The organism is Thalassospiraceae bacterium LMO-SO8, from assembly GCA_031655335.1.
GTDB lineage: Bacteria > Pseudomonadota > Alphaproteobacteria > Rhodospirillales > Casp-alpha2 > UBA1479.
The window spans coordinates 3,003,407-3,028,537 of record CP134226.1 but is presented as its reverse complement, the minus strand read 5'-3'; the positions used below and the strand labels follow the sequence as shown (position 1 = coordinate 3,028,537).

The following is a 25,131-nucleotide window of genomic DNA, read 5'->3' as shown; positions in this document are numbered from 1 at the left end:
ACGGCCTACTTCCCGTCCCGCTTGGCGATGCAGGCGCGGACGGAGCTCGACCGGCAGGACTGGATGCAGCCCTGGCGCTTGCTGGAACTGGCGGACGGCCCCGCGAGACAGCCCCGCGTGCAGTCCTGGAGAAGCTCCTGGAAGTGGCCGCCCGAATGGTCGCGGCACCAGTTGTAGTCCCCGTCGAAGCCGTCCGTGATACCCTCGCTGAGGCCGTTGGCGATCCGCGTGAAGAAGCCCTCGCGCTTGGCCGGGGCTTCCGGCGCCGGCGCGGACGCCGCGCCGGGAGCGGCGGCGGCCTGCGGGGTGGCCGGCTGGTCCGGCGCGCCGCCGAAGCCGCCAAACAAGCGGGACAGGAACCCTTCCCGTTCGGTTTTTTCCGGGGCCGCCGGCACCGGGGCGCTTTTGGGCGCGGCGGCTGTCGAGCGGGCGGCGGGCGTCGCGGGTGCTGGATCCTGCCCCATCAGTTTGACGGGTGCCTGCGCCGGCTGGGCGCGCGTCACCGTCTTGGATGCCGGTCCCTGGGCCCGCTGGGTCAGGCAGGCCTCCACGGCCTCGCCCTTGCAGGTCTGGTAACAACCCCGCTTCTGGGACACCTTCTTGTTGCTGATGCGCGTGCAGTTGGCGTCGACGCAGGCCTCGAACGCCCGGTCGTAGACCTTGGGCATGGTGTTGAAGCACCAGTCGAAGTCGCCCAGGTCATAGGCCGCCGCCCGCGGCGTGCCGAAATGCAGGCAGGCCGTGAACGCGAAAAACGCCAAGAGTATCCGCAAGGTCGTCCGTCCTTCTGAAAGTGTCGTCACGGCTTGTCGCCGCCGATCGCCGCGATGCCCCCGGCCTCGCCCCAGCGGGGGGCCGTGTCCAGATGCACTCCTGCCTGATCCAACAGGCGCATGCAGGTCTGATCGACCAGATCGCTGATCGCCTGCGGTTTCTGATAGAACGCCGGCACGGGCGGGAAGATGACCGCGCCCAGGGTCGCCAGCTTGGTCAGGGTTTCCAGGTGCCCGGCGTGCAGCGGCGTTTCGCGCACGGCCAGCACCAATGTCCGCCGTTCCTTCAGCATCACGTCGGCGGCGCGGGTGATCAGGTCGCCCGTATTGCCGTAGGCGATGTTGGACGCCGTCTTCACGGAACAGGGGGCGACGATCATGGCGTCGAGGCGGAACGAGCCCGAGGACACGGGAGCCCCCACGTTGCCCGCCAGATGCACGACATCGGCCAGGGCCTCGACCTCGGCCGCGTCGCGGTCAAGCTCGGCGGAAATGGTCAGTCGCCCGGCCTTGGAGATCACCAGATGGCTTTCGACATCCGGCGTTTCCACCAGCATTTCCAGCAGGCGCCGGCCATAGACGGCGCCCGAGGCGCCGGTGATGGCGATAAGGATGCGTTTTCGGTCATTCGACATGAGGGCAATTTGGGGTTCGCCGCCGCATTTGTCCATCGTTTGCGCAAATCCCGATTGACCGCCGGGCCCGGCGCGTTACTTTGTGCGCAGACCGGATTGTATACAGTTTCACCCCCCAGCCGAGGCAGAGACCACCATGACCAACACCACCAGCGCCAACAAGATCTGGGGCCGCTCGGCCTTTCTCGAACTGTTGAAGCAGGAAGGCGTCAGCCACATGTTCGGCAATCCGGGCACCACGGAACTGCCGATCATGCATGCGTTGGCCGAGCATCCGGACCTGACCTATGTCCTGGGCTTGCAGGAGGCGCTCGTCGTCGCCATGGCCGACGGCTATTCCCGCGCGTCCGGCAAGCTGGTCGCCTGCAACGTCCATGTCGCGCCGGGCCTGGGCAACGCCATGGGCTCCCTCTACAACGCGAAATTCACCAACACGCCGATGATTCTGACCGCCGGGCAGCAGGAACAGGGCCATGGCCTCACCGAGCCCGTGCTGTACGGCGATCTGGTCTCCATGGCGCGGCCGCTGGTGAAATGGGCGGTCGAGGTGACGCGCCTGGAAGACCTTCCCCGCATCATCCACCGCGCCGCCAAGGTCGCCATGACCCCGCCGATGGGGCCCGTGTTCCTGTCCCTGCCGGGCGACATCCTGAACGACGAGGCGGGCCTGGACCTGGGCGCGGCGACCCGCATCGATACCCGCGTGCGCCCGTCGGACGACGTTCTGGAAGCCCTCGCCAAGCGCATCCTGGCGGCGGAAAACCCGGTGGTCGTGGTCGGCGACGAAATGGTCAAGAGCGACGCGCTGGCAGAAGGCGGCGCGTTCGCGACGGCCCTGGGCGCTCCCGTGTTTCAGTCCTCTGCGCCCTACGGCGCCCAGTTCCTCAATGAACATCCCTGCTTCATGGGCGCCCTGGAGCGCGTCCAGAAACAGGCCCGCGCGGCGCTAGAGCCCTATGACCTGATGATCGCCCTCGGCGCCGATCCCCTGACCATGTCGGTCTACAGCCCCATCGACCCGCTGCCCGACGGCATGAAGATCGTGCAGATCGGCCTCGACGAATGGGACATCGCCAAGAACTATCCGGTCGAGATCGCGGCCCTGGGCGACCTGAAGACCACCCTGCCCGCGCTGGCCGCCATGCTGGCCAAGGTCGGCGGCGATGCCCAGGCGGCCCGCGCCAAGGCGTCCATCGACGCCCTTGCCGCGACCAACTGGTCGGCCCGGCGCGCGCGCCTGATCACGGAACTGTCGGACGGCGACGGGCCCACGCCCATCGACCCCCGCCACATGGCCAAGATGATCACCGACGTCCTGCCCGACAACGCCATCATCGTGAACGAGGGCCTGACCTCGGCCCGGCTGCTGGATCAACTGTTTCCGTTCCGCGACCGCTTCGCCTATCATGGCCTGGCGTCCGGCGGCATCGGCTGGGGCCTGCCCGCCGCCGTCGGCGTGCAGATCGCCCAGCCCGACCGCCCCGTGGTCGCCGTGATCGGCGACGGCAGCGCCATGTATTCGATCCAGGCCCTGTGGACGGCGGCCGCCATGAAGCTGCCGCTGACCTACGTGATCGCCAACAACGGCGGCTACCGCATCATCAAGCAGCGCCTGAAATCCTTCCACGGATCGGAAAACTACATCGCCATGGACTTCGTCGACCCGCCCATCGATTTCGTCGCCGTGGCGCAGGGCATGGGCCTGACGGCGGAACGCATCACCGACCCGGCCCGCGTGCGCCCGGCCCTGACCGAGGCCATCGCCAACCCGGGCCCGAACCTGCTGGAAATCGTCGTCGACGGAACGGTCTGACCCGCCCCCGGTCAGTGAAACGTCAAACCGCCGGTCGGGCTGATGGTCGATCCGGTGAGAAACGCCGAATCCTCCGACGCCAGGAAGGTGGCGACGCCGCCGATGTCCTCGGGATTGGCGATTCCTAACGGCGCCCGCTGCTGAATGCGGGCGTATTGCGCCCGGTGCAGGTCGGTCATTTCGATCTTGCCCTCGAAGCCGTCCCAGGACGGCGAGTCCCCGATCAGGGTCACGGCGATGCAGTTGACCCGCACCTTGTGGCGGGCCATCTCCTTGCCGATCACCTTGGTCGCCATCACCAACCCGCCGGCATAAAGCGCCACGGTGGTCTGACCCGCCGTCGGCACCCGCCCACCTTCCGACGTGACGAACATGCAACTGCCGCTTTCGCGCGCGATCATATGGGGCAGGACCGCGTGCAGCGGCAGCAGCTTCGCCGCCGTCGCGCGGGACACCACCTCGGTCACGGCGGCGACGTCGATCTCGTTGAAGATGCCGCGAACGTTCGGGTCGTTGGTGTCCTGCGACGGTACACCGGAGGCACTGGCGACCAGCACGTCGATTTGGCCGTGCGCCCGCACCGTGTGGGCCGCCAGGGCGTCCATATCGGCCTTCGACTGCACATCGGCGGCAACGAAGTCGGCCGATCCACCGTCCTTCCGCAGGGCATCGACAACCATCCGGCCTTTTTCTTCCGACCGACCTGTGACGACGACCGTCGCCCCCTCGGCCGCGAAACGCCGTGCGACGCCCAGGCCGATGCCGCCGGTCGATCCGGTGATGATCGCCACTTTTCCTCGGAGCTTTCCCATCTGTTCCTCGTCTGCTGTGCGTATGCCGGGCGCGCTCAATCCGTGCGGCGGGGCCAGCCCGGCTGCTTCAGGTCGTCCGTATGCTGGCCCAGGGTCGGCGCGGGATGCTTCACCCGGCCCGGCGTGGCGCTCAGCTTCGGCACAATGCCCGGCGTCTTCATGGGTTTGCCCTGGGAGGTCACCGTATCCAGGATCATCTCGCGCGCCTGGTACTGGGGATCCTCGACGATGTCGGCGATGGTATAGGTCTTGCCGACGGGGACGGAGACGGCGTCAAGCCGCGCGATAACCTCGTCGCAGGTCATGGTCGCGGCCCATTCCTGGATCGCCGCATCGATCCGCTCCACATGCCGCGAGCGGCCGTCGTTATGCTTCAGTTCCGGGTCGTCCGCCAGGTCCTGGCGGCCCATCTCGGTCATCAGGCGCTGGAAGATGCTGTCGCCGTTGCCGGCGATCAGAACGTATTGGTCATCCTTGCAGAGATAGGCGTTGGTCGGCACGATGCCCGGCAGGGCGCTGCCCGTGCGCTCGCGCACGACTCCGGCGGAGGTGTATTCCGTCAGGGTGCTTTCCATCACGTTGAACACGGATTCGTAGAGGGCGACGTCGACCACCTGGCCCTCGCCGCCGTTCACGTTGACATGATGCAGAGCGAACATCAGGCCCATCACCCCGTGCATGGAGGCCAGGGTGTCGCCGATGGAAATGCCGACCCGCACCGGCACGCGGCCCGGTTCGCCGGTGATGTAGCGCAGCCCGCCCATGGACTCGCCCAGCACGCCGAAGCCGGGCTTGTCCTTGTAGGGCCCCGTCTGGCCGAAGCCGGAAATCCGCAGCATGACCAGCTTGGGATTGATGGCGTGAAGCTGGTCCCAGCCCAGGCCCCATTTCTCCAGGGTGCCCGGCTTGAAGTTCTCGATCACCACGTCGGCTTCCTTAGCCAGCGCTAGAACCACGTCACGGTCTTCCGGGGATTTCAGGTCAAGACAGACCGAACGCTTGTTGCGCGACTGGATCTCCCACCACAGCGAGGTGCCGTCCTGCACGATGCGCCATTTGCGCAGGCCGTCGCCGGCCCCGGCCGCCTCGACCTTGATCACGTCGGCGCCGAAATCGGCCAACGTCTTGGCCGCGAAGGGCCCGGCCACGAACTGGCCCAGTTCAATCACTTTCAATCCTTGAAGAGCTTCCATGTCCCGCATTCCGTTTATTGATGATCTTCACGGCATGACCGTTGCGCATACCGGAACGGCAGCATCGACAAGGGGGCGCGGAAAAGCAACCCGGACTGCACGGGGACGGAATGAAGCGGCCTAGGCAGCGACCCAACCGGCCAGCGGTTCGGCCAGGTTCTCCCAAGGCAGATAGCCCGCCGTGACCAACGTCGCCTTTTGATCCTCGACCGCCAACAATGTCGGAAACCCGGTGATGCCGGAGCTTTGCGCGAACCAGAAATCGCCCTGGGTTTCCTCGCGCGTGTCGGGCGAGGTCAGCAGGGCGAGGAATTCGTCGCGCTCGAACCCGAACTCACCCGCGATGTCGGCCAACTCGCCCTCCTTCGCCGTGTCGCGGTTGTCGACATAGAAGGCATGGTGCAGATGGGCCAGGAACGGCAGCGCCTTGGCTTCGTCCAGCTTGCGCGCCGTGACGACGGCGCGGCAGGCCGGTTCCGTGTCGTAGACGAAATTGTCCTGATCGAAGAAGGCGAAGTCGAAGGGCTGGCCCGTGGCGTCCTGCACATGATGCCAGTGGTCGCGGATGTAGTCCTTGTCCTTGCCGCGCATGGGGTGGACCGTGCCGGGGCGCAGGCCGCCGACCATGACCCGCACGGGGGCGTCGGCGCCGAAGGTTTCCGCGACCTTGCCGATGACCGGAGAAAAGCCCCAGCACCAGGAACACATGGGGTCGGCGACGTAGAGGAAATGCTTGCTCATCATCCCGAAGTCTAACGCCCACCGCGGCCCGCGCCAATCGGACGATCGGCCGGGCCCGGCTCACTTCGCCGCGAGCACCGCCTTCATCAGGCCGGGAAAACGCTTGTCCAGTTCCTTGCGGCGCAGGGAGTTCATATGCACGGTGCCGTCGTTGCGCGTCCACACCAGGCCTGCCTCGCGCAGCACCCGGAAGTGATGGGACATGCTTGATTTCGGGCGGCCGCCGTCAAGCGCGTTGCAGCTCGCCTCGCCCTCATCCGCCAAGCGGCGGACGATGTCCATGCGTACCGGGTCGCTGAGAGCATGCAGCAGATGCTCCAACGAGACGGCATCGATGTCCGGATGTTTGAACGGTCGCATGGCCGATTGTGTATCACATAAATTTTGATATTGCTATTGTTCGAAATATATCGAACTATAGAACTAACGGCGATACAGCCACCCCCGCTCATTTACGGAGTTTACCATGTCGACCCTGTTCGATCCCTTTACCCTGAAAGACGTCACCCTGCGCAACCGCATCGCGGCATCGCCCATGTGCCAATATTCCGCCGACGACGGCATGCCCAACGACTGGCACCGCGTCCATGTGCCGGCCCTCGCCCGGGGCGGCGCCGGTTTGGTCGTGGTCGAGGCCACCGCCGTCTCGCCGGAAGGCCGCATCACCCCCGGCTGCACCGGCCTGTGGAACGATGCCCAGGCCGAGGCCCTGGCCGCCATCGCCCGCGAGATCGAGGCGGCGGGTTCCGTGCCCGGCATCCAGATCGGCCATGCCGGACGCAAGGCCAGCGCCAACCGCCCGTGGGAAGGCGACGACCATATCGCCGCCGACGATCCGCGCGGCTGGGAAACCATCGCGCCGTCGGCCATCGCCTATGGCGGGGGCCTTGCCAAGGTGCCCCGCGCCATGACCAAGGCCGACATCGATCGCGTGCGGGACGATTTCGTCGCCGCCGCCGAACGCGCCCGCGACGCCGGCTTCAAATGGCTGGTCCTGCATTTCGCCCACGGCTATCTGGCGCAAAGCTTCTTTTCCGCCCATTCCAACCGGCGCGACGACGAATACGGCGGCAGCGCCGAAAACCGGGGACGTTTCCTGGTCGAGACCCTGGCCGCCGTGCGCAAGGTCTGGCCGGAAAACCTGCCGTTGACGGCGCGGTTCGGCGTTATCGAATTCGACGGTCGCGACGAGGAAACCCTGGCCGAGTCCATCGCCCTGGTGAACCGCTTCAAGGACGAAGGCCTGGATTTCATCGATGTCAGCATGGGCTTTTCGACGCCGGACGCACAGATTCCCTGGGGCCCCGGTCTCCTGGCACCGGTCGCCGAACGGGTGCGCCGGGAAACCGGCCTGCCCGCCTCGACCAGCTGGTACATCAGCCAGCCCGCCCAGGCGGACCGGATGATCCGGGACGGTCAGGTCGACCTCGTGATGCTGGGGCGGCCGCTGCTGGCCAACCCGCATTGGCCCTACATGGCGGCGCAGGAACTGGGCGTCGACAATCCGGCCTGGGCCACCCTGCCGGCACCCTACGCCCATTGGCTGGCGCGCTACCGGGCCGCGTAACTGGCGGCCTGGGCTCTTCCGGAACGGTCCGGCCGGTGTATGGTGGCGGCGACAACCGCCCCCGCGCCGACCGAGGCCCGCCCATGAAGATCACCGCCGTCCTGGAACGCACCCTGCCCATTTCCCGTTATGCCGACCCGGCGATTCCGCCGGGTGGCCTGGACACCAGCGCCGTCGCGATCGTCACGGACCTTGTCCGCGACGGCGCGCCGGTCGTCGGCTACGGCTTCGCGTCCATCGGGCGGTTCGCCCAGGGCGGGTTGATCCGCGACCGCTTCGCGCCGCGCCTTCTGGCGGCGGCCGACCTCGGCGATGCGGAGACGGGCGGCCCCGACCCGGACCGCGCCTGGGCCGCCATGATGGCCGGTGAAAAGCCCGGCGGCCATGGCGAGCGCAGCGTCGCCGTCGGCGCCCTGGACATGGCGATTTGGGACGCGGCGGCCAAGGCGGCGGACCTACCCTTGTGGCGCTATCTCGCCCGCCGCCTGGGCCGCGACGAGGCTCTGGCGGCGGGCCCCGTGCCCGTTTACGCCGGGGGCGGATATTACTACCCCACGGACGACCGGGCGCGGCTGCGGGACGAAATGGCAATGTTCCGCGACGCCGGCTACACCCGCGCCAAGATCAAGGTTGGTGCGGCGGGCCTGGCCGAGGATACGGGCCGCATCGAGACCGCTGCCGAAGCCCTGGGTGGGGCCGGCAACCTGGCCGTGGACGCCGTCTACAGCTACGGCGCGGACACGGCGATGACCGCCGCCAAGGCCTATGCACCTTATGGCCTGTGGTGGTTCGAGGACATCTGCGACCCGCTGGATTACCCCCTGTTGGCCGAGGTGGCATCAGCCTACGGCCCGCCCATAGCGGCAGGCGAGGCGACGTTCGGCACGGCCGACGCGCATAACCTGCTGCGCTATGGCGGCCTGCGGGCGGACCGGGATATCCTGCTGTTCGATATCGCCCATTGCTACGGCTTGCCGGAATATATCCGCATGATTGAACTGGCCGAGGGCATGGGCTGGAACCGGCGGTCGTTCTGGCCCCATGGCGGGCATCTGTTCACCCTGCATGCCGTGGCCGCCCTGGGCCTGGGCGGGGCCGAGGTCAACCCCCACAACTTCCAGCCGTTCGGCGGACTGACCGACGATGGAGTGGTGACCGGCGGGCACGCGACGCCGCCGGAGCTGCCGGGGATCGGTTTCGAAGGCCGGGCCGCCCTGGCGGACCTGTTCGACGATCTGCTGCGCCGGGGCGCCTGAGCCTCGGCGGCAGACCGGTCACTTCTTCTTGTCGTCTTCCTTGCTCTTGCCCATCAGGTAGCCCGCGCCGGCGCCGACCGCGCCGCCGATCGCGGCGCCGCAGGACACGCATCCGCCGGTCAGGACCGTGCCCACGGCCCCCACGCCGGCGCCGATGGCGCCGCCGCTGACCGTGCTTTGCTGCGTGTCGGACATGCCGGTGCAGCCGCCCAGAACAAGGGCGGACGCAAGAACGATGGCGGGAAGGGTGCGAGTCATGAGTGGCTCCTGTCGTTGACGTTGGACGTAAATCGACTGGAGACAAGGAGACCCTGCGGATGTGCGCCCGATTGGGCGATCCCATGGCAATATTTTGGCATTTCCGCCGATCAGCGGGCCAGATTGGCGATCGCCGCCTCGGTTTCGGCCGCCAGCCGCGTCATCAGTTCCGCCGCCGTCTGACGGCGGGCAAGACCGACCCCCTGCCCCGCCCACAGCGACAGCAGCCCGGCATCCCCGGCCTGGGCCGCCGCCGTGCGCATGGGCCGGGTCAGGGCGTTCTGCCAAGGAAAGGGCAGCGGCGCGGCCTCCGCTTCATCGCCTTCCATCATGGCCATGAAGCGGTTCTGGATGCCGCGCGCGAAACGCCCGGAAAAGGCCTGAGTGATCCGCGTCTGCTCCGGCTGTGCGGCCAGCAAAGCCGCCTTGTAACAGTCGGGCGTTCCGGCCTCGTCGCAGGTCAGGAAGGCCGTGCCCATCTGCACCGCCTGGGCGCCGAGCGCCAGGGCGGCGGCGATGCCCCGCCCGTCCATGATTCCGCCCGACGCCACCACGGGCACGGAGACGGCATTGACGACCTGCGGCACCAGGGCCATGGTGCCGATCATCGCCGCCTCGAACGATCCGACGAAGGTGCCCCGGTGGCCGCCGGCTTCGCCGCCTTGGGCGACCACGGCATCGACGCCCAACCGTTCCAGGGCGACCGCCTCCGCCGGGGTCGTCGCCGTGCCCATGACGAAGGTGCCCCGCGTCTTGAGCGCCGCGACCGCCTCGGCGGGGATCAGGCCGAAGGTGAAGCTGAACACCTTGGCGCCGCTGTCCAATGCCACGGGAAAGGTTTTCTCGAACGGATCCGCCATGGTGTCCGGCAAGGAGGACTCCGGCGCGCCTACGTTGGCCCCAGCCTTTGCGACGGCGGCGACCGTGGCGTCCGCGCCCTCGGGACGCGGCGGCACCGGCTGCGGCGCGAACAGGTTGACGCCGAAGGAACGGTTGGTCTGGCCCCTGACTTTTTCGACCGCGCCCCGGAAGGCCTCCGGCGACAGATAGGTCGCCCCCATGGAACCCAGGCCGCCCGCTTCGGACACGGCGACCATCAGGTCCGGCGTGTCGCTGCCCCCGGCCATGGGGGCCTGGATCACGGGCAAGGTCATACCCAGGCGGGTCATCAGGTTGGTCTGGATGGGCATGGCGGTCCTCCGGCGCTGGATGCGGATTGACCAAGATTACCCCCGCATCCCGCCCGGCGGAAAACAGTTTCCCGCGATAAGCGCTATCTGGCTGGCAGATATCTATTCGGCGGCGGCGCGGACGGGATACAGGTGATCCATGAAGGCCGCCATGGCCGCAGAGCGGTAACCGTCCTTGCGGCGGATGAACAACGTCGTCACCCGGCCCTCGCGGGCCGGCAGCGCATGCAGGCGCACGCGTCCCCGGTCGGCCGCGGCCTGGGCGATGCCGCGCGGCAATAGGGTCACGCCCAGCCCGGCGGCGGCGCAACCCAGGATGGTTTCGATGGTGCCGAATTCCAGGATGCGCAGGCCGGTCACCCCGCGCGCGGCCAGCACTTCCTCCAGCTTGCGGCGGTAGGAGCATCCGGCGCGCAGAACGACGATTTTGACGTCGCCCCCGGCGGTCAGGTCGTGCAGATCGGCGACCCCCGGTGCGGTGACCGCGACCAAGTCCTCGTGAAACGCGGTTTCAAAGGCGACGTCCGGATGATCGACCGGCCCGCAGACGAAGGCGCCTTCGACCCGGCCTTCCAAGACGTCGTCGATCAGTTCCGCCGTGGTGCCCGTGCGGATCGCCAGATCGACGCCGGGATGGGCCGCCGCGAACCCGGTCAGAACCGGCGACAGATGCAGGGCCGCCGTGGTTTCCAACGATCCGATGACCAGATCGCCCCGCGGCACGCCGTCGTCGGCGACCGCACGCCGGGCGTCGGCCACCAAGCGCGCCGCCGCCTTGGCGAAGGGCAACAGACGTTCCCCGGCGGGCGTCAGGCGTACGCCCCTGGAATGGCGTTCGAACAGGGCGACGCCCAGGTCGTCCTCCAACAGGCGCACGCGCGCGGTCACGTTGGACTGCACGGTGTGCAGTTCCGCCGCCGCGCGATTCATGGCGCCGGTGCGGGCGACCGCCTCGAAAATGCGGAGATCCGATATATCCATGATGGAAACTCACAATTTAAGATATATTTTTAATTTTAATATCTGTTCTAAAGATATCAAGAAGTTTCCGGCCCCTTGTCCCGATCAACGCGCCCCTCCCCCGCCCTTCTTCCCATCGGGATAAAATTTCCACTTGTGCAATTGATAATCACTCGCATATGGTGTCGCCGATCGCCCCTGCGGCGGGGAGCGGCGCGGACCGGCACCCGGCCTTCGCACCTCCTCTGCCCCGCCTACCGGAGACAAACGCACCGATGTGCGAGCTTTGCGGCAACGACGAGATCCACCTTTTCGCCACGGCGCGGCGCAAACGCCTGTGGGAGATGACCGCCGGATGGCATTGCTCGATCCTGGGCACCTGCCTGACCCTGGCCGACCTGCGCGCCCTGGCCCGCAAGCTGCCCTTGAAGATCCGCCAGGGGTTCCCGGTCGACTATCAGCTCCACGGCTTCTTCGTGAAGGAAGCCGACCAGCCCGGCCGCGCGGCCAAGATGCTGACCAAGCTTCTGGATCGCAAGCATGCGGCGGCAATCCGCCGCGTGAAGGGGATCAAGGACGCGAAGGGCCTGGAAGACGCCTGGGTCGAGGCCATGGCCGCCGGTGACATCCCCGGCCCTTACTGGGCAATCCTCAGCCATCCCGCCGCGACCACGGAATTGTCGGAACGCATGTTCGCCGATGTCCACATGCTGTCGCACCTGGTCGGCGCCTCCAACCGGGGCGACATCCGCCGCCTGACGGACCTGGAGGAAGAAAACGCCGGCCTGCGCGACAAGCTCGCCAAGCAGCAGAACCACCACCGCCTGCGCCTGGACGAAAAAGAAAAGGTGATCAACGCGCTCCGCGATCAGCTTCACCACGATCCCGAACGCGCCATCCGCATCACCGCCCCGGCGGCGCCGGACGGCGACGGCGCCTGCGCCTCGGTCCCGGCGTTGCAGGGCGAATTGCGCCACATGGAAATCCGCGCCGCCCAGGCCGACGCCACCTTGCGCGGACAACGCAGCCGCATCGAGGAACTGTCGCGTCTCGTCGATAGCCTGTTGGACGAAAATCGCTCCCTGGAAACGGCTTTGGTCCGCGAACGCGGCACCGGCCCCGCCGGCAGCAATGACTGCGACACCTCCTGCCCCTTCGATCTCGGCGGGCGCAGCCTGCTTTATGTCGGCGGACGGCAGCAGACCGTGCACCGCCTGAAATCCCTGGTCGAGGCCTGGAACGGCCATTTCCTGCACCATGACGGCGGCCTGGAAAAATCCATCAACGAACTGGCCGGCGCCGTGGTCAAGGCCGACGCCGTGGTGTTTCCCACGGACTGCGTCAGCCATGATGCGGCGTTGCAGGTCAAACGCCTGTGCCGCCAGACCATGAAGCCCTTCGTGCCGCTGCGCAGTTCGGGCGTGGCGTCCTTCGTCGCCGGACTGCGTCACGGGTTGGAAAGTTTCGACGCCGCCGCAGGCGCCGACTAAGCCCATGCGCGCCTTCGCCGACCCATCCACCTTCATCGAGCTGCCGTTCGGCGAGCAGCTGATGCTCTGGGCCATGCGGCTGTGGATGCGCGGCTTGCGCGACGGCACGCCCGACCAAGCGATCCTTCGCACCGGATTCAAGCTGGCCGGCGTGCCCGACGCCCATGCCGCCCTTGATGGCCTGATGACCATCCTGACCGTCGCAGCGACCGACACCATCGACATTCGATGCCCCCAGTGCGCCGACATCAGCGCGGATGAACACCTGTTGATGGATGTCATCGCCGGCCTGCAATCCCCGGGCAGCGGCGGCAGCACCCTGTTCGCCTGCCGCCTGCCCCCCGCCGCGCGGCGCACCGGGATGGAACTGGCGGGGCATCTGGCCTCGGTATTTTCCGGTGCCGGATTGCTGATCCGCCCGCGACGACGAGCCCGCAGCCCCGGCACCGCCACGATTCATTGACCGGTTTTCGCCACCTCATTCGTCTTATTCACAACACCCCCTGCGGAACCAAGCCGCCAAGGCGGACCAGAAACGCAAAATACCAAAGGAGAGACCCATGAAACGCTTCACAACCGCATTCGCCGTCGGCTGCATGCTGGCGGCCACGGCGTTCGGCGCGGCGCCCGCCCGCGCGGCCGATCCGGCAAAGGTGCTCGATACCTATGCCGACATCGCCCATGCCATGTACGAAGACGCGTTGATTACCGCCGAAACCCTCCAGTCCGCCATCGCCCAGTTGGTCGCCTCGCCCTCGCGCGCGTCGCTGCTGCGCGCCCGCGCCGCCTGGATCGCCGCGCGTCAGCCCTATCAACAGACCGAAGGCTTCCGCTTCGGCAACGCCGCCGTCGATGACTGGGAAGGCAAGGTCAACGCTTGGCCGCTTGACGAGGGGATGATCGACTATGTCGACGCATCCTATGGCAAGGAATCCAAGGACAATCCCTATTACACCGCCAACGTGATCGCCAATCCGTCCCTGCGCCTGGGCGGCAAGACCATCGACGCGTCCAAGATCACGCCGGACCTGATCTCGGGCAAGCTGCACGAGGTCGACGGCGTCGAGGCCAACGTCGCGTCGGGCTATCACGCCATCGAATTCCTGCTGTGGGGCCAGGACCTCAACGGCACGAGCCCGGGTGCCGGCAACCGGCCGCATACGGACTTCGACACCAAGAACTGCACCCACGGCAATTGCGACCGCCGGGCCCAGTACCTGACGGCGACGACCGAGCTTCTGATCTCGGACCTCAAGGACATCGTCGGTCAGTGGGCTCCGGGCGGGGCGGCGCGCGCCGCCGTGACCGCCGACAAGGCCAAGGGCGTCGGCGCCATCATCAAGGGCCTGGGCAGCCTGTCCTACGGTGAGTTGGCCGGTGAGCGCATCAAGCTCGGCCTCATGCTCCACGATCCCGAGGAAGAACACGATTGCTTCGCCGACAACACCCATAATTCCCACTACTTCGACCAGGTCGGCATGATGTCCATCTACGCCGGGCGCTATGCCCGCATCGACGGCTCCGTCGTTCAGGGGCCGAGCCTGGCCGACCTGATCAAGGCCAAGGACGCCAAGCTGGCGGGCAAGATCGACGCGGCCTTAAGCGCCACCCTGGCCCGCATACAGGTCATGAAGGACACGGCCGACCGCCGCGTCATGGCCTATGACCAGATGATCGGCGAAGGCAACGCCGCCGGGAACAAGATCATCCAGGATGTGGTCGACGGTCTGGTCGCTCAGGCCAAGGCGATCGAGAGCGCGATGGCGCCGCTGGGCCTCAGCGGCGTGTCCTTCGAAGGCTCCGACAGCCTTGACAATCCGTCCGCCGTGTTCAAATAGCAGGGGGGAGAACGGGCGGCGGTTTCCGCCCTCCACCGGAAACCGCCGCCCGCCCGACCCGGCCGCAGACAGCCACCCCTAGCCTGACCGAGGATACCTGCCCAAGATGTTTCCGGCCGCCCGCTGGGCCAGCGTTGCCGCCATGATGGTCTTGACCGCCGGCGCCCCCGCTGCGTCCGGCGAGAGAGAACGGGAGGTCGTGAAACCGGCCACGGACTTCACCAGGGCCGAGGCCTTTGAAGCCATGTCGGGCGGTGCCGCGACCTCGCAAAAGGCCGTCAACGCCGACGCCTTTTCCCATTCGTCGGGCAATCTGCCTTTTGCCCAGGAACTGGATTTCAAGGTCGGCAACGGATTTTTCCGCCGGCTTTGGGTTTCCGCCCCGGCGTCGACACAATCCGCCGACGGCCTGGGCCCTCTGTTCAACGCCCGATCCTGCCAACGCTGTCATCTGAAGGACGGGCGCGGCCACCCGCCCAAGGCCAACTGGCCCGACGACAGCGCCGTGTCCATGTTCCTGCGCCTGTCGATCCCGCCGCAGACCGAGGCCGAACGAAAATCCTTGGTCGACGCCCGCGCCACCGTCATCGCCGAGCCGACCTACGGCACGCAGTTGCAGGACTTCGCGGTCCAGGGCATCGACCCGGAAGGCCGCATGCACATCACCTATACCGAAATGCCCGTCACCTTGGGCGACGGCATGGTCGTCAACCTGCGCCGCCCGGCCTACACGGTCACCGACCTGGCCTATGGTCCCCTGCATCCCCAGACCATGATCTCCCCCCGCGTCGCCACGCCGATGATCGGGCTCGGCCTTCTGGAAATGATCGACGAAGCCGACATCGTCCAGGGCGCCGACCCGGACGATGCCGACGGCGACGGCGTTTCCGGGCGCGTGCAGCGGGTGTGGGACAAGGACGCGGACAAACCCGCCCTCGGCCGGTTCGGCTGGAAGGCGGGCGATCCGACCGTGCGCCAGCAGTCCGGCCATGCCTTCGCCGGCGATATCGGGATTTCCAACCCGGTCGTCCGCGCCCATTGGGGCGATTGCACCCAGGCGCAGGCCGCCTGCCGCACCGCCCCCGACGGGGGGACCACGCCCGACGCCGACAATCCCACCGCCGACGGCATGGAAGCCTCGGAAAAGATTCTGGCCCTGGTCACCTTCTATGCCCGCAACCTGGCCGTGCCCAAGCGGCGCGATGTCGATAAGCCCCAGGTCCTGGCCGGCAAGAAAGTGTTCTACGACAGCGGCTGCGCGGCCTGCCACCGGCCCAAGTTCGTGACCCGCACGGACCCCGCACGGCCCGAACATTCCCATCAGCTGATCTGGCCCTATACGGACATGTTGCTGCACGACATGGGCGCGGGTTTGGCCGACGGCCGCCCGGAAGGTCTGGCCGACGGCCGCGAATGGCGCACGGCGCCGCTCTGGGGCATCGGTTTGACCAAGGTCGTCAGCGGCCATACCTTCTTCCTGCACGACGGCCGCGCCCGCAACCTGCTGGAAGCCATCCTGTGGCACGGCGGCGAAGCCGAGGCCGCCAGGGAAGCCGTTCGAAAATTACCCACAAAGGAGCGGGAGGCCCTGCTCGCCTTCCTGAATTCGTTATGACCCCTCATCGTACCCTGCTGCGCCCGGCGGCGGTCCTGACCGCCCTTCTGGCGGCAAGCGTCCTGGCGTCTCCCGTGCGGGCCGCCGCCACGGCGATCAACTACGGCGCGATCAACGCCGCCATCGTCAAGAACCACCTGCTGCCCCGCTATCACGCATTCACGGAAAAGACCGCAGCACTTGCCGACGCGGCCCGGAAGCTGTGTCCCGACGTCACGCCCGCCGCGATCAATGCCACCCGCGATGCCTTCCACGGCGCGCTGGACGCCTGGCAGGAAGTCGAACACCTGCGCCAGGGCCCGGCGGCGGCGGCGGACACCCATATCCGCGTCAAGTTCTGGCCCGACCGCAAGAGCCTGGTCGACAAGCATCTGGCGCGGCTGATGGCGCACAAGGACGGCGGCATTCTGAAACCGGAAAGCTTCGCCCATGTCTCCATCGCCGTGCAGGGTTTTCCCGCCCTGGAACGTCTGCTGTTCGCCAAGGACGCCCCCACATCCCTGACATCCGGTGACGGGCCGGTGACGCCCTGTGCCGTGGCCGGCGCCATCACGGTCAACCTGCACAACATCGCCGCCGGCCTGGAAGGCCGCTGGGCCAAGGATCCGGCGGCGGGCCGACCGGCCAAACGCGTGACCACGGACCTGTTCAACGATCTGGCCACGGGCCTGGGCGCCGTGGCCGAATTGAAGCTGGGCGCCCCACTGGGATCCGACGGCAAGACCCGGCCTCGCCGGGCGGAAAACTGGATGAGCGGCCGCGCCCTGCGCAACGTGGTGCACAATCTGGTCGCGCTTGAAGATCTCTACGACGGCCTCGCCACGGCCAAGGGCAGCCATATCGGCAAGGGAGAGGACGGCCTGATCCGCCATCAGTTCACCTATCTGATCAAGTTCACGCGCGACCTGGGCCCGTCCATCGCGGCGGTGCTCAAGACCGAAAAAGGGCCGCTGCGCATCAAGGTTTTGAAAAGCGACGTCCAAGACCTGCATGAACTGGTCGTCGTCAATGTGTCCGAGGCGCTCGACCTCGTCCTCGGCTTCAATTCACTGGACGGAGACTGATCATGGAGAGGACACGGCGAACCCTGCTGGGCTTTGGCGCGGGCGGCTTGGTCTTCCTCATGGCGCCCGGCGTCTGGGCTGCCTCCAGAGGCCCACGTTACCTGGGCGTGCGCCGCCTAGGCGACGGCCGGGCCGAGCCCTATCGCTTCGTCGCCTGCGTCGCCGACGCCGGGGGCCGTATCCTGCGCCAGGTCGACCTGCCCGCGCGGGGTCACGGCTTCGCCCTTCGTCCCGACGGCAAACTTGCCGTCGCCTTGGCGCGGCGGCCCGGCACCTTCGCCGCCGCCATCGCCATCGATGGCGATGGCCCGGCCCGTCTGTTCCATGCCCCCGCCGGGCGGCATTTCCAGGGCCATGCGGTGTTCGAGCCGACGGGCCGCCACCTGTTCGCCACGGAAAACGATTACGACAACGCGCGTGGCTGCATCGGCGTCTATGACGCCGCCGACGGGTTCAAGCGCGTGGGAGAGTTGCCGAGCCACGGCGTCGGATGCCACGAACTGGTGCTGATGCCCGGCGGCCATACCCTGGCGGTCGCCAACGGCGGCATCCTGACCCATCCGGACAGTGGCCGCGCCAAGTTGAACCTGGGCACCATGGCGCCCAACCTGGCCTATGTGGACCTGGCCAGCGGACGCCTGGAAGACAGCGTCGCCCATGCCCCTGGCCGCCGTCACTTGCTGAGCATCCGCCATCTCGCGGCCTTCTCCGACGGACGCGTGGTATTCGCCTGCCAGGACCAGGGCCCGGCCACCGACGGCCTGCCGCTGGTCGGCCTACATCGGCCTGGATCGGGGCGGATCGACGATTTGAACGCCCCCGAGGCGACGACCCTGAACCTGGGCGGCTATTGCGGATCCGTCGCCGTGGACCGGGGCGGGAAACTGGCCGCGGTCAGCGCCCCGCGCGGCAATCGGGTCTTGTTCTGGGACACCCTGACCGGCGAACTGGCCGGCAATGTGGCGATCGCCGACGGCTGCGGTCTGGCCCCCGGCCCCGCCGACGGCAGTTTCGTGCTGACCGGCGGCACCGGCGCCTTCGTGGTCGGCGGGCCGGACCACGCAACACCGCGCGGCAACCTTCAGGGCGCCCCCTGGGACAATCACCTGCTGGCCGTCCCGGACGGGCGCAGCGCCTAAAGCGGCCGGCTGTCCAGGGTCAGCAGCAGCACATCGACGCCGTAGAACTGTTCATGGCGCACCCGCTCGGCGAGGCCGCTGAGGATGCGCAGGCCCACGTCGTCGGCGTGCGGCAGCGACTGCCGGTCGATCCCTTCGACCGCCTGTTCCAGGTTGCCGTCGACGGCGCCGGACAGGATTTCGACCTCAATCTGGTCGCGCACCCGCCGCGTGGACACGCGGATCTGACGCGCGCCACCGCCATCCCCGTTTTCATCGAGTTGGCCGATGAGGAACAGCATGGCTTCCTCGCCCGCCAGTTCCAGGCGCAGGATGGCGTGATGGTCCCAGCCGGCCTTGGTGCCGGCTTCGGTCAGGAACTCCTGCACCTTGGGAATGGACGACAGGCCGGGCGCCAGTTGCAGGCTCTTCACCCGGCCCCGTTTGAACCCGACCATTACCGAAAGCACGATGGCGACGATGCCGCCCGCAGTCATCCCGTTGTCGAACAGTTCCCGCGCCCAGGCCGGCAGGTAACCGGCGAAAATCGCCTGTTCCTGAAAACCCACGGCCAGCCAGAAAGAGACACAGACGATCATACCGTTCTCGAAGGTAAGACCGTCCTCGGTCACCAGTTTTAGTCCGTGCATGAACAGAAGGATCAGCAGAAGCATGATGTAGGCGGCGGCGATGGGTGACGGGATCGAAATCAGGAAGGCGGAAATCTTCGGGCAGAACGCGAACAGGATCAGAAACGCGCCGCCGAACAAACCCACCGCGCGCGCGCCCACGCCGGTCAGGTCGACCACGGACAGGCTCGTCGAATAAGTCGTGTTGGGCAGGGTGCCCGATAGGCCCGACAGGAAATTGCCGAGACCGTCCGCGTTCACCGCCCCCTGCACGGCGCGGAAGTCGATGGGCTCTTGGCGGCGCTTGGACAGGCGCTGAATGGCCACGCCGTCGCCATAGGTTTCGATGGCGCCGACGATGGTGACGATAGCGAAGGGGATCAGAAGCCGCCAAAAGTCGGTCCCGAACGACAGGTCCAAGCCTGGCCAGGTGCCTTCCGGCAAACCGATCCAACTGGCGGCGGCGACCTTGGACAGATCGAACGCCCCCATGGCAAAGGCGATCGCGCAGCCGACCGCGACGCCGATGAGCGGCCCCCATAGACGAATGGGGCCCTTGCCGAACAGGGAGACACCGACGATCACCACGAAGGTCGCAATCGCCGTCACCGGCGCGGCGGCGCTGCCTTCGGGAACACCAGGCATGGGCGCGTTGAGCATTTTGAAGATGATGGGAAACACCGTCACGGCGATCATCATGATGACCGTTCCGCCGACCGTCGGCGTGATGATCCGGCGCAGATACCCCAGACGGAAGGAAAACAGGAACTGAATCAGCGACGACATGAGCACCAGGGTCGCCAGCAACGCCATGCCACCCGACTTGATGGCATCGACGGAAATCGCCATGAAGGCGCCCGACGTTCCCATGAATAGGACGAAACCGGCCCCGCACTGGCCCAGCAGCGGCATCTTGATCGGCCGTGCTTGGATCATCGTGGTGATACCGCAGACGACCAGCGCCGCGAAAACGGCCCAGGATGCCGCCCCGCCGGGATCCCCGGCCGCGCGGATGACAATAACAGGCGCAAGGACGATGCCGGCAATGATCAGTATGACGACCTGTAGCCCCAATCCGGCGGAAAGCGCCAGCGGCGGCGTTTCGTCCACCGCGTACTTCAAGTCCGTTTCCTGGTTTTCCGTGCTCAACGCCTTTATCCCCCCATACGCGACCGCCCAGGCGGCAGGCCGCCCCCGTGTCAGAGTCCCCTCAATCGCCAAGGGGGTTCAAGAGAATTCGCCCAGGGGGCTTGAAATCGAATTTTAATCTTACGATATTGACAATCATTCGCAGAACGAATGATACTCATTATCAACAACAAACCGCGACCGGGAACCGCATCCATGTACGTCTGCAATTGCAACGGAATCACCGAAACGGAAGTCAAGGAAGCGGTGCGTTCCGGCGCCGAAAAGTGGGACGACGTGCATACCTATTTCGACTGCGCACCCTGCTGCGGCAAATGCGAATGCGAGATTTCCGAGGCCATCTGTCAGGCGCGCCGCGATACCGATACCGCCGCCGAGCCCCTGTTCGCACCCACCCCGGCGCTGGCGGCGGCAGGCTGACATGTTCCTCTGGAAAGCTCTCAAACCGCAGGCCGTGCTTGCCGCCTTCGCCGTCCTGTCGAAGGAAGTGCAGGAACGGCCCGATGACGCCGCCGGGCGGGAAGACCGCCTGTCCACGGACACGCCGCCCCTGCGCTTCGCCAATTCCTACGATCCCAACAACCTGACCTGAGCTTCCGCCCGCGGCGGGGCCGCGCCCGCTACTTGATCAGCGGGGCCGGCGCGCGGGACGACGGGTCGATCAATCCGACACAGTCATCGCGCTTGCCGTCCTGGGCCTGGCAGGTCATGACCCCGTTCAGCAGAAACCGGCTGATCTTGGCGCATTGCACGCCGTCGATATCGAACACCTTGAGCGACGTCTTGCCGTCGGGGATCGGCCCGCCCTGCACCGCCACGCGGCGGGCGACGATGCCATCCGTATCGAAGATCACCAGATCCAGCTTCAGGTCGCGGAACGCCGTGCCCGCCGTGTTCGTCAGCACCACATAGGCGCGGCAGGCGCTGGCCAGCGGCTCCAGCTTGTTAAGCTCGACCCCGATGCGCCCCTCCGCCGCTCGGGCCGAACCCGCGACGGCGATCATGGCGCCAAGAGCAAGGATAACGGCGGCGGTCGTCAGGCGGCAGGTGGTCATGGCGGTCTCTCCCCTTTGCGCGTCTACGCGCGTCCCGGGCTCAATCATAGCCGCCAAAACCGCCCTGTCACGGGTCAAGGGGCGGCCGAGGCCGCCCCCACCCCGGAACGCCGCGTCAGGCCTCGGCGACGATGGGATTGCCCAGGATGCCAATGCCTTCGACCTCGACCTCGACCCTGTCGCCGACCTTCATCCAGCCCGGCGGCTTCATGGCGTGGGCCACGCCCGAGGGCGTGCCGGTGGCGACCACGTCGCCAGGCTCCAGCGTCATGAATTCGGACAGGATGGCGACCAGCCGCGCGACGCCGAAGATCAGGTCTCCGGTGTTGGAGTCCTGCCGCGTTTCGCCATTGACCCGCGACGTGATGCGCAGGCCCGACGCCCCCGGCGGCAATTCGTCCGGCGTCACCACGACGGGGCCCAAGGGGCCGGTGCCGTCGAAGTTCTTGCCCTGAGTCCACTGCGGGGTATAGCGCTGCCAGGCGCGGACCGAGACGTCGTTGAACAGGGTGTAGCCGAACACGTGGTCCAACCCCTTGTCTTCCGGAATGGCGCGACCGCCCTTGCCGATGACGAAGGTCAACTCGGCCTCGTAATCCAGTTGGTCGCAGACCTTGGGCAGGATCACCGGCGCCTCGGCGGCGACCAGGGACGACGGCCAGCGCACGAACAGCGACGGATACTTGGGCGGCTCGTGCCCGCCTTCGCGCGCATGGGCGGCGTAGTTCAGGCCGACGCAGACGAACTTGCCCGGGCGCTCGATGGGCAGCGCCGGCGTGACGTCCTTGAGCGCCAGGGTCGCCTTCGCATCCGCGCCCTTGACGGCGGCGGCGACGCGGGAAAGCGCGTCCGGGCCGGCCTGGATCAGGGCCAGCATCGTCTTCGGCAACGCCGGATCGGCAGCGGCGACGTCGATCACCTTGTCGCCATCGACCACGCCCAGGCGCGGTCCGCCGGACGCTTCGAACATCATCAGTCTCATGAATGGAATTCCTCTTGGTATGGTCTTGTCTACCTTTGAAAAGGCCTTCTCACGGGCCCCTTTGTCAACATTTCGCTTTGATGGGGCAGCGTCCTTGTCTGGCAGATTTAAATCATTTGAATTAATTCAAATGATTTAATATGGTTACCCCATGGACCCGACCGATACCCGCGAAAAGCTTGTCCTCGCCGCCGAACGGCTGTTCGCCGAGAAGGGCATCGACAACGTATCCCTGCGCGAGATCAACCGCGCCGCCGGGCAGAAGAACGTGGCCGCGCTGCATTACCATTTCGGCACTCGGGAAATGTTGCTCGAAGCGATCTTCGAACGCCGCATGGCGGGCATCAACCGGCGTCGCGTCGCCATGCTCGACGCGCTGGAGGCCGCCGCCCCGGTAATCCAGGTGCGTCCCGTCGTCGCCGCCATGGTCGCGCCGTTGGCGGAGCAACTCGACCCCGTTATGCGCGGCGGCCATTACGTGCGCTTTCTGGCACAGGTGATCAGCGACCCGGGGGTCGATCTGGGCGGCCTGGTGCGCGATAAGTTCGACCATGGCATGGCGCGCACCCGCGACCTGTTGCGCGGCCTGCTTTCGGACCTGCCGGCAACCGTGGTCGAACAGCGCATCCGCCAGGCCGTCGCCCATTTCGTCCACGCCCTGGCCGACAAGGCGCGGCGCGATGCCGGCGGCCGCACCACCGGACGCAGCGGCGGCACCCAATTGTTCGTCGCCAACCTGATCGACAGCATCGCCGGCGCCCTGACGGCGCCCGTATCCGAAGAAACCCTGGCCCTTCTTGCCGAGGCGCCGCGCAAAACCGCCTGAATTTGGGAGCCCCGTCCGATGACCGCACAACCGCAATCCGATTTCCGTCACATCACCATCAGCCCGATCTCAGGCGCCCTCGGCGCGGAGATCGGCGGCGTCGACCTGTCGCGGTCCCTCGACCCCGAGGTGATTGCGGAAATCCGCCGCGCCCTGGTCGACAACCTGGTCATCTTCTTCCGCGACCAGGATCTGACGCCCGACCGGCAAAAGGCCTTCGGCCGCCTGTTCGGTGACCTGCACGTCAATTCGTTCTTTCCCCAGGTGCCCGGCCACGAGGAAGTCCAACTCCTGCTCAAGGAACCGCAACACAAGAACAACATCGGCGACCGCTGGCACACGGACGTCAGCTACACCCGACGTCCGGCCCTCGGCTCCATCCTCTACGCCAAGGAAGTGCCGCCCTTCGGCGGCGATACCATGTTCGCCAACATGTACCTGGCCTATGAAACCCTGTCGGACGGTATGAAAACGATGCTGCGGGGGATGCGCGCCTTCCACAGCGCGCGGGAGAATTTCGCCAAACGGGCGGCCGAGGCCGAATTGCCCGGGAGCGCTTCCGGCGGGTTTCAGCATTCCGACGATGTCGAACAGGAGGCGACCCATCCGGTGATCCGCACCCATCCGGAATCGGGCCGCGACGCACTTTACGTCAACAGCGTGTTCACCAAGAATTTCGAAGGCATGACGCGCGAGGAAAGCGCGCCGCTGCTGCACTACCTGTTCGCCCACCTGTGCAAGCCGGAATTCGTCTGCCGGTTTCGCTGGCAGCCCGGATCCCTCGCCTTCTGGGACAACCGCTGCACCCAGCATTTCGCCATCAACGACTATCACGGCTTCCGCCGCCACATGAACCGGGTGACGCTGCTGGGGGACGCGCCTTTCCTGACCGAACGAGCGGACCCGGCCCACGCGGCGGCCTGATCCCCATCGCGGATTTCGTCTTCGTCCATAAGCCCGGCTCTTTGCCAGGGCGGCGTTCTGTATCTAGCTGCCGCGCCGGGTGTGACGACCCGGCGGATTCCCGTAGCGCGCGGTATAGGCGTTGATGAAGTTGGTGACGTGGTTGTAACCGACCCGGTAGGCGATGACCTTCATCGGGGTGGATTCCATCGTCAACGCGATGCGCGCATGTTCCAGGCGGTGGTTTCGCAACACTTCAAAGACCGTCGCGCCGAAAGCCATGCGGAATCCGGCGTTCAACCGCTTTTCCGTCAACCCGACCGCGTTGGCCAGTTCCCCCAGACTCGGCGGGTTCCGCATGTCCGCCAGTAAGATGTCCCGCGCGGCATGAACGCTGTCGCGCTCACTCCTGGACAACTCGCTCCGCGCCCCCTTTCCATTCGGCCGTCCCGCGGCCTGAACGGCGAGCAACTGCAAAACGGTGCCTTCCATGAACAGGGTTCGAAGCGGACCGTTCAAGCCCGGGGCAAACAGGTTTTGCGCCAGATTGCGGAGCTGGCGCGTATTTTTCATGGCGAAGATGCGGCTTTCGCCGATGTTCGGCTCAACAAGCGGGCACAACTCATTGGGCACGTTTCCGTCGAACAGGCGCACGACCCGGTCGATATGCAGGCCGTAACCCGCCATCTTGATTTGCTGACCCGCCGTCAGGTGATAATCGACGACGCGGATCAACGGGCGAAACAGGATCGCGTGGTCGGGACCGACATGGGTCTTGGGTCCGTCGCGCAAATGAATGTCGACGCGCCCCGAAACCGCGACATCGCTGTTCAGCCAGATATCGTCCTCGCCGTCGGCCGGTTGCACGGTGAGATCCTTGTGCACATCCGCCGTCGCAAGAAACACCCGAAGTCCGGGGCCGATTTCAAGCCGCTCGATTTCCGCCGTCCAATTACCGTCGTCGATCATCATTCGCTTTTCGACGCGAAGACTGCGGTCACCGGTGGCCTCTTGCAGGAGCCATTCCACGTTGGTTGGCATGGGAGGAAATCAACACTGTTTCTACAAGTTCGGCATGTGGCCTGATGCGAATGCCCGTGTCTTGAACCTATCCGAAACCGTTCCTGTTCGGACACACCAAATACTAGCACGAATTATTATAGGACGATCCTTCATAGTATAGCCTTTTATCATATAACGCGCATCTTGCACCCTCGTCCCATCGTAGGAAAAGTAATCCTAGCCGCGCAATCACCGCACAAGA

General features: G+C 66.4%; 26 protein-coding genes. 13 read left to right on the top strand and 13 right to left on the bottom strand.

Annotated features, from left to right (window positions below; all coding sequences use genetic code 11):
* Positions 1-5: 5 nt before the first annotated feature.
* A complete protein-coding gene (locus tag RJ527_14495; protein ID WND75234.1) occupies positions 6-803 on the bottom strand; it encodes a hypothetical protein in 798 nt (265 codons plus the stop codon).
* Positions 800-1,408: a UbiX family flavin prenyltransferase gene (locus RJ527_14490; protein ID WND75233.1), complete on the bottom strand. Its 609-nt coding sequence runs from the start codon at positions 1,406-1,408 to the stop codon at positions 800-802. Before RJ527_14490 ends, RJ527_14495 begins: the two co-directional genes overlap by 4 nt.
* A gap of 136 nt (positions 1,409-1,544) precedes the next feature.
* Between RJ527_14490 and RJ527_14485 the strand changes: the two genes are divergently transcribed.
* Positions 1,545-3,221, top strand: coding sequence for a thiamine pyrophosphate-binding protein (locus tag RJ527_14485; protein WND75232.1), 1,677 nt, complete (start codon positions 1,545-1,547; stop codon positions 3,219-3,221).
* An 11-nt stretch (positions 3,222-3,232) separates the two neighbouring features.
* On the opposite strand, the gene RJ527_14480 is transcribed toward RJ527_14485, so the two are convergent.
* The 4 genes from RJ527_14480 to RJ527_14465 form a co-directional block, all read right to left on the bottom strand.
* On the bottom strand, positions 3,233-4,012 hold the full coding sequence (locus RJ527_14480) for an SDR family oxidoreductase (protein ID WND75231.1): 780 nt from the start codon (positions 4,010-4,012) through the stop codon (positions 3,233-3,235).
* Between the two features lie 56 nt (positions 4,013-4,068).
* The gene (locus RJ527_14475; protein ID WND75230.1) at positions 4,069-5,226 is read right to left on the bottom strand and encodes a CoA transferase; all 1,158 of its coding nucleotides are present in this window, start codon (positions 5,224-5,226) and stop codon (positions 4,069-4,071) included.
* Between the two features lie 120 nt (positions 5,227-5,346).
* A complete protein-coding gene (locus RJ527_14470; protein WND75229.1) occupies positions 5,347-5,970 on the bottom strand; it encodes a DsbA family protein in 624 nt (207 codons plus the stop codon).
* 57 nt (positions 5,971-6,027) lie between these two features.
* On the bottom strand, positions 6,028-6,327 hold the full coding sequence (locus RJ527_14465) for a helix-turn-helix domain-containing protein (protein WND75228.1): 300 nt from the start codon (positions 6,325-6,327) through the stop codon (positions 6,028-6,030).
* Positions 6,328-6,433: 106 nt separating this feature from the next.
* Here RJ527_14465 and RJ527_14460 point away from each other — a divergent pair, with 106 nt between their 5' ends.
* Positions 6,434-7,534, top strand: coding sequence for an NADH:flavin oxidoreductase/NADH oxidase (locus tag RJ527_14460; GenBank protein ID WND75227.1), 1,101 nt, complete (start codon positions 6,434-6,436; stop codon positions 7,532-7,534).
* A gap of 83 nt (positions 7,535-7,617) precedes the next feature.
* Positions 7,618-8,790, top strand: coding sequence for an enolase C-terminal domain-like protein (locus tag RJ527_14455; GenBank protein WND75226.1), 1,173 nt, complete (start codon positions 7,618-7,620; stop codon positions 8,788-8,790).
* A gap of 18 nt (positions 8,791-8,808) precedes the next feature.
* Here the strand turns inward: RJ527_14455 and RJ527_14450 are convergent, their stop codons facing one another.
* The 3 genes from RJ527_14450 to RJ527_14440 all read right to left on the bottom strand — a co-directional run bounded on the left by RJ527_14450 (position 8,809) and on the right by RJ527_14440 (position 11,219).
* Positions 8,809-9,048: a hypothetical protein gene (locus tag RJ527_14450; protein WND75225.1), complete on the bottom strand. Its 240-nt coding sequence runs from the start codon at positions 9,046-9,048 to the stop codon at positions 8,809-8,811.
* Between the two features lie 110 nt (positions 9,049-9,158).
* Complete coding sequence (locus RJ527_14445; GenBank protein ID WND75224.1) at positions 9,159-10,238, bottom strand: nitronate monooxygenase; 1,080 nt, start codon at positions 10,236-10,238, stop codon at positions 9,159-9,161.
* Between the two features lie 102 nt (positions 10,239-10,340).
* A complete protein-coding gene (locus RJ527_14440) occupies positions 10,341-11,219 on the bottom strand; it encodes a LysR family transcriptional regulator (protein WND75223.1) in 879 nt (292 codons plus the stop codon).
* Positions 11,220-11,473: 254 nt separating this feature from the next.
* On the opposite strand from RJ527_14440, the gene RJ527_14435 reads away from it, so the two are divergent.
* From RJ527_14435 to RJ527_14410, 6 genes are all read left to right on the top strand, one after another.
* Complete coding sequence (locus tag RJ527_14435) at positions 11,474-12,688, top strand: DUF2325 domain-containing protein (protein ID WND75222.1); 1,215 nt, start codon at positions 11,474-11,476, stop codon at positions 12,686-12,688.
* Between the two features lie 4 nt (positions 12,689-12,692).
* On the top strand, positions 12,693-13,151 hold the full coding sequence (locus tag RJ527_14430) for a hypothetical protein (GenBank protein ID WND75221.1): 459 nt from the start codon (positions 12,693-12,695) through the stop codon (positions 13,149-13,151).
* A gap of 97 nt (positions 13,152-13,248) precedes the next feature.
* Positions 13,249-14,526: an imelysin family protein gene (locus RJ527_14425; protein ID WND75220.1), complete on the top strand. Its 1,278-nt coding sequence runs from the start codon at positions 13,249-13,251 to the stop codon at positions 14,524-14,526.
* A 106-nt stretch (positions 14,527-14,632) separates the two neighbouring features.
* Positions 14,633-16,141, top strand: coding sequence for a di-heme oxidoredictase family protein (locus tag RJ527_14420; GenBank protein ID WND75219.1), 1,509 nt, complete (start codon positions 14,633-14,635; stop codon positions 16,139-16,141).
* Entirely contained in the window at positions 16,138-17,205 is a 1,068-nt protein-coding gene (locus RJ527_14415; GenBank protein WND75218.1) for an imelysin family protein, read from the top strand. The genes RJ527_14420 and RJ527_14415 overlap by 4 nt, the downstream gene beginning before the upstream one ends.
* Positions 17,206-17,207: 2 nt before the next feature.
* A complete protein-coding gene (locus tag RJ527_14410; protein ID WND75217.1) occupies positions 17,208-18,344 on the top strand; it encodes a DUF1513 domain-containing protein in 1,137 nt (378 codons plus the stop codon).
* Here the strand turns inward: RJ527_14410 and RJ527_14405 are convergent.
* Positions 18,341-20,101, bottom strand: coding sequence for a solute carrier family 23 protein (locus RJ527_14405; protein WND75216.1), 1,761 nt, complete (start codon positions 20,099-20,101; stop codon positions 18,341-18,343). The genes RJ527_14410 and RJ527_14405 overlap by 4 nt on opposite strands.
* 195 nt (positions 20,102-20,296) lie before the next feature.
* On the opposite strand from RJ527_14405, the gene RJ527_14400 reads away from it, so the two are divergent.
* Positions 20,297-20,521 carry a (2Fe-2S)-binding protein gene (locus RJ527_14400; protein WND75215.1) on the top strand — a complete coding sequence of 75 codons (225 nt, stop codon included), beginning with the start codon at positions 20,297-20,299 and terminating at the stop codon, positions 20,519-20,521.
* 1 nt (position 20,522) lies between these two features.
* Positions 20,523-20,693 (top strand): hypothetical protein, encoded by a 171-nt coding sequence (locus tag RJ527_14395; protein ID WND75214.1) that lies wholly within the window; start codon positions 20,523-20,525, stop codon positions 20,691-20,693.
* A 28-nt stretch (positions 20,694-20,721) separates the two neighbouring features.
* On the opposite strand, the gene RJ527_14390 is transcribed toward RJ527_14395, so the two are convergent.
* Both RJ527_14390 and RJ527_14385 read right to left on the bottom strand, forming a co-directional pair.
* Positions 20,722-21,156, bottom strand: coding sequence for a Tat pathway signal sequence domain protein (locus tag RJ527_14390; protein WND75213.1), 435 nt, complete (start codon positions 21,154-21,156; stop codon positions 20,722-20,724).
* 115 nt (positions 21,157-21,271) lie between these two features.
* A complete protein-coding gene (locus tag RJ527_14385) occupies positions 21,272-22,138 on the bottom strand; it encodes a fumarylacetoacetate hydrolase family protein (protein ID WND75212.1) in 867 nt (288 codons plus the stop codon).
* 151 nt (positions 22,139-22,289) lie between these two features.
* On the opposite strand from RJ527_14385, the gene RJ527_14380 reads away from it, so the two are divergent.
* Both RJ527_14380 and RJ527_14375 read left to right on the top strand, forming a co-directional pair.
* Positions 22,290-22,964: a TetR/AcrR family transcriptional regulator gene (locus RJ527_14380; protein ID WND75211.1), complete on the top strand. Its 675-nt coding sequence runs from the start codon at positions 22,290-22,292 to the stop codon at positions 22,962-22,964.
* Between the two features lie 18 nt (positions 22,965-22,982).
* Positions 22,983-23,888 carry a TauD/TfdA family dioxygenase gene (locus RJ527_14375; protein WND75210.1) on the top strand — a complete coding sequence of 302 codons (906 nt, stop codon included), beginning with the start codon at positions 22,983-22,985 and terminating at the stop codon, positions 23,886-23,888.
* A gap of 63 nt (positions 23,889-23,951) precedes the next feature.
* Here the strand turns inward: RJ527_14375 and RJ527_14370 are convergent, their stop codons facing one another.
* Entirely contained in the window at positions 23,952-24,908 is a 957-nt protein-coding gene (locus tag RJ527_14370; protein ID WND75209.1) for an AraC family transcriptional regulator, read from the bottom strand.
* Positions 24,909-25,131: the final 223 nt, after the last annotated feature.

Excerpts from the sequence above, each read along its gene's own strand:
- RJ527_14425 (WND75220.1), top strand. The coding sequence starts at position 13,249 with ATGAAACGCTTCACAACCGCATTCGCCGTCGGCTGCATGCTGGCGGCC.
- RJ527_14410 (WND75217.1), top strand. The coding sequence starts at position 17,208 with ATGGAGAGGACACGGCGAACCCTGCTGGGCTTTGGCGCGGGCGGCTTG.
- RJ527_14375 (WND75210.1), top strand. The coding sequence starts at position 22,983 with ATGACCGCACAACCGCAATCCGATTTCCGTCACATCACCATCAGCCCG.
- RJ527_14445 (WND75224.1), bottom strand. The coding sequence starts at position 10,238 with ATGCCCATCCAGACCAACCTGATGACCCGCCTGGGTATGACCTTGCCC.
- RJ527_14450 (WND75225.1), bottom strand. The coding sequence starts at position 9,048 with ATGACTCGCACCCTTCCCGCCATCGTTCTTGCGTCCGCCCTTGTTCTG.
- RJ527_14485 (WND75232.1), top strand. The coding sequence starts at position 1,545 with ATGACCAACACCACCAGCGCCAACAAGATCTGGGGCCGCTCGGCCTTT.
- RJ527_14385 (WND75212.1), bottom strand. The coding sequence starts at position 22,138 with ATGAGACTGATGATGTTCGAAGCGTCCGGCGGACCGCGCCTGGGCGTG.
- RJ527_14455 (WND75226.1), top strand. The coding sequence starts at position 7,618 with ATGAAGATCACCGCCGTCCTGGAACGCACCCTGCCCATTTCCCGTTAT.
- RJ527_14465 (WND75228.1), bottom strand. The coding sequence starts at position 6,327 with ATGCGACCGTTCAAACATCCGGACATCGATGCCGTCTCGTTGGAGCAT.
- RJ527_14475 (WND75230.1), bottom strand. The coding sequence starts at position 5,226 with ATGGAAGCTCTTCAAGGATTGAAAGTGATTGAACTGGGCCAGTTCGTG.
- RJ527_14470 (WND75229.1), bottom strand. The coding sequence starts at position 5,970 with ATGATGAGCAAGCATTTCCTCTACGTCGCCGACCCCATGTGTTCCTGG.
- RJ527_14370 (WND75209.1), bottom strand. The coding sequence starts at position 24,908 with ATGCCAACCAACGTGGAATGGCTCCTGCAAGAGGCCACCGGTGACCGC.
- RJ527_14460 (WND75227.1), top strand. The coding sequence starts at position 6,434 with ATGTCGACCCTGTTCGATCCCTTTACCCTGAAAGACGTCACCCTGCGC.
- RJ527_14435 (WND75222.1), top strand. The coding sequence starts at position 11,474 with ATGTGCGAGCTTTGCGGCAACGACGAGATCCACCTTTTCGCCACGGCG.
- RJ527_14415 (WND75218.1), top strand. The coding sequence starts at position 16,138 with ATGACCCCTCATCGTACCCTGCTGCGCCCGGCGGCGGTCCTGACCGCC.
- RJ527_14390 (WND75213.1), bottom strand. The coding sequence starts at position 21,156 with ATGACCACCTGCCGCCTGACGACCGCCGCCGTTATCCTTGCTCTTGGC.
- RJ527_14400 (WND75215.1), top strand. The coding sequence starts at position 20,297 with ATGTACGTCTGCAATTGCAACGGAATCACCGAAACGGAAGTCAAGGAA.
- RJ527_14430 (WND75221.1), top strand. The coding sequence starts at position 12,693 with ATGCGCGCCTTCGCCGACCCATCCACCTTCATCGAGCTGCCGTTCGGC.
- RJ527_14420 (WND75219.1), top strand. The coding sequence starts at position 14,633 with ATGTTTCCGGCCGCCCGCTGGGCCAGCGTTGCCGCCATGATGGTCTTG.
- RJ527_14490 (WND75233.1), bottom strand. The coding sequence starts at position 1,408 with ATGTCGAATGACCGAAAACGCATCCTTATCGCCATCACCGGCGCCTCG.
- RJ527_14395 (WND75214.1), top strand. The coding sequence starts at position 20,523 with ATGTTCCTCTGGAAAGCTCTCAAACCGCAGGCCGTGCTTGCCGCCTTC.
- RJ527_14380 (WND75211.1), top strand. The coding sequence starts at position 22,290 with ATGGACCCGACCGATACCCGCGAAAAGCTTGTCCTCGCCGCCGAACGG.
- RJ527_14440 (WND75223.1), bottom strand. The coding sequence starts at position 11,219 with ATGGATATATCGGATCTCCGCATTTTCGAGGCGGTCGCCCGCACCGGC.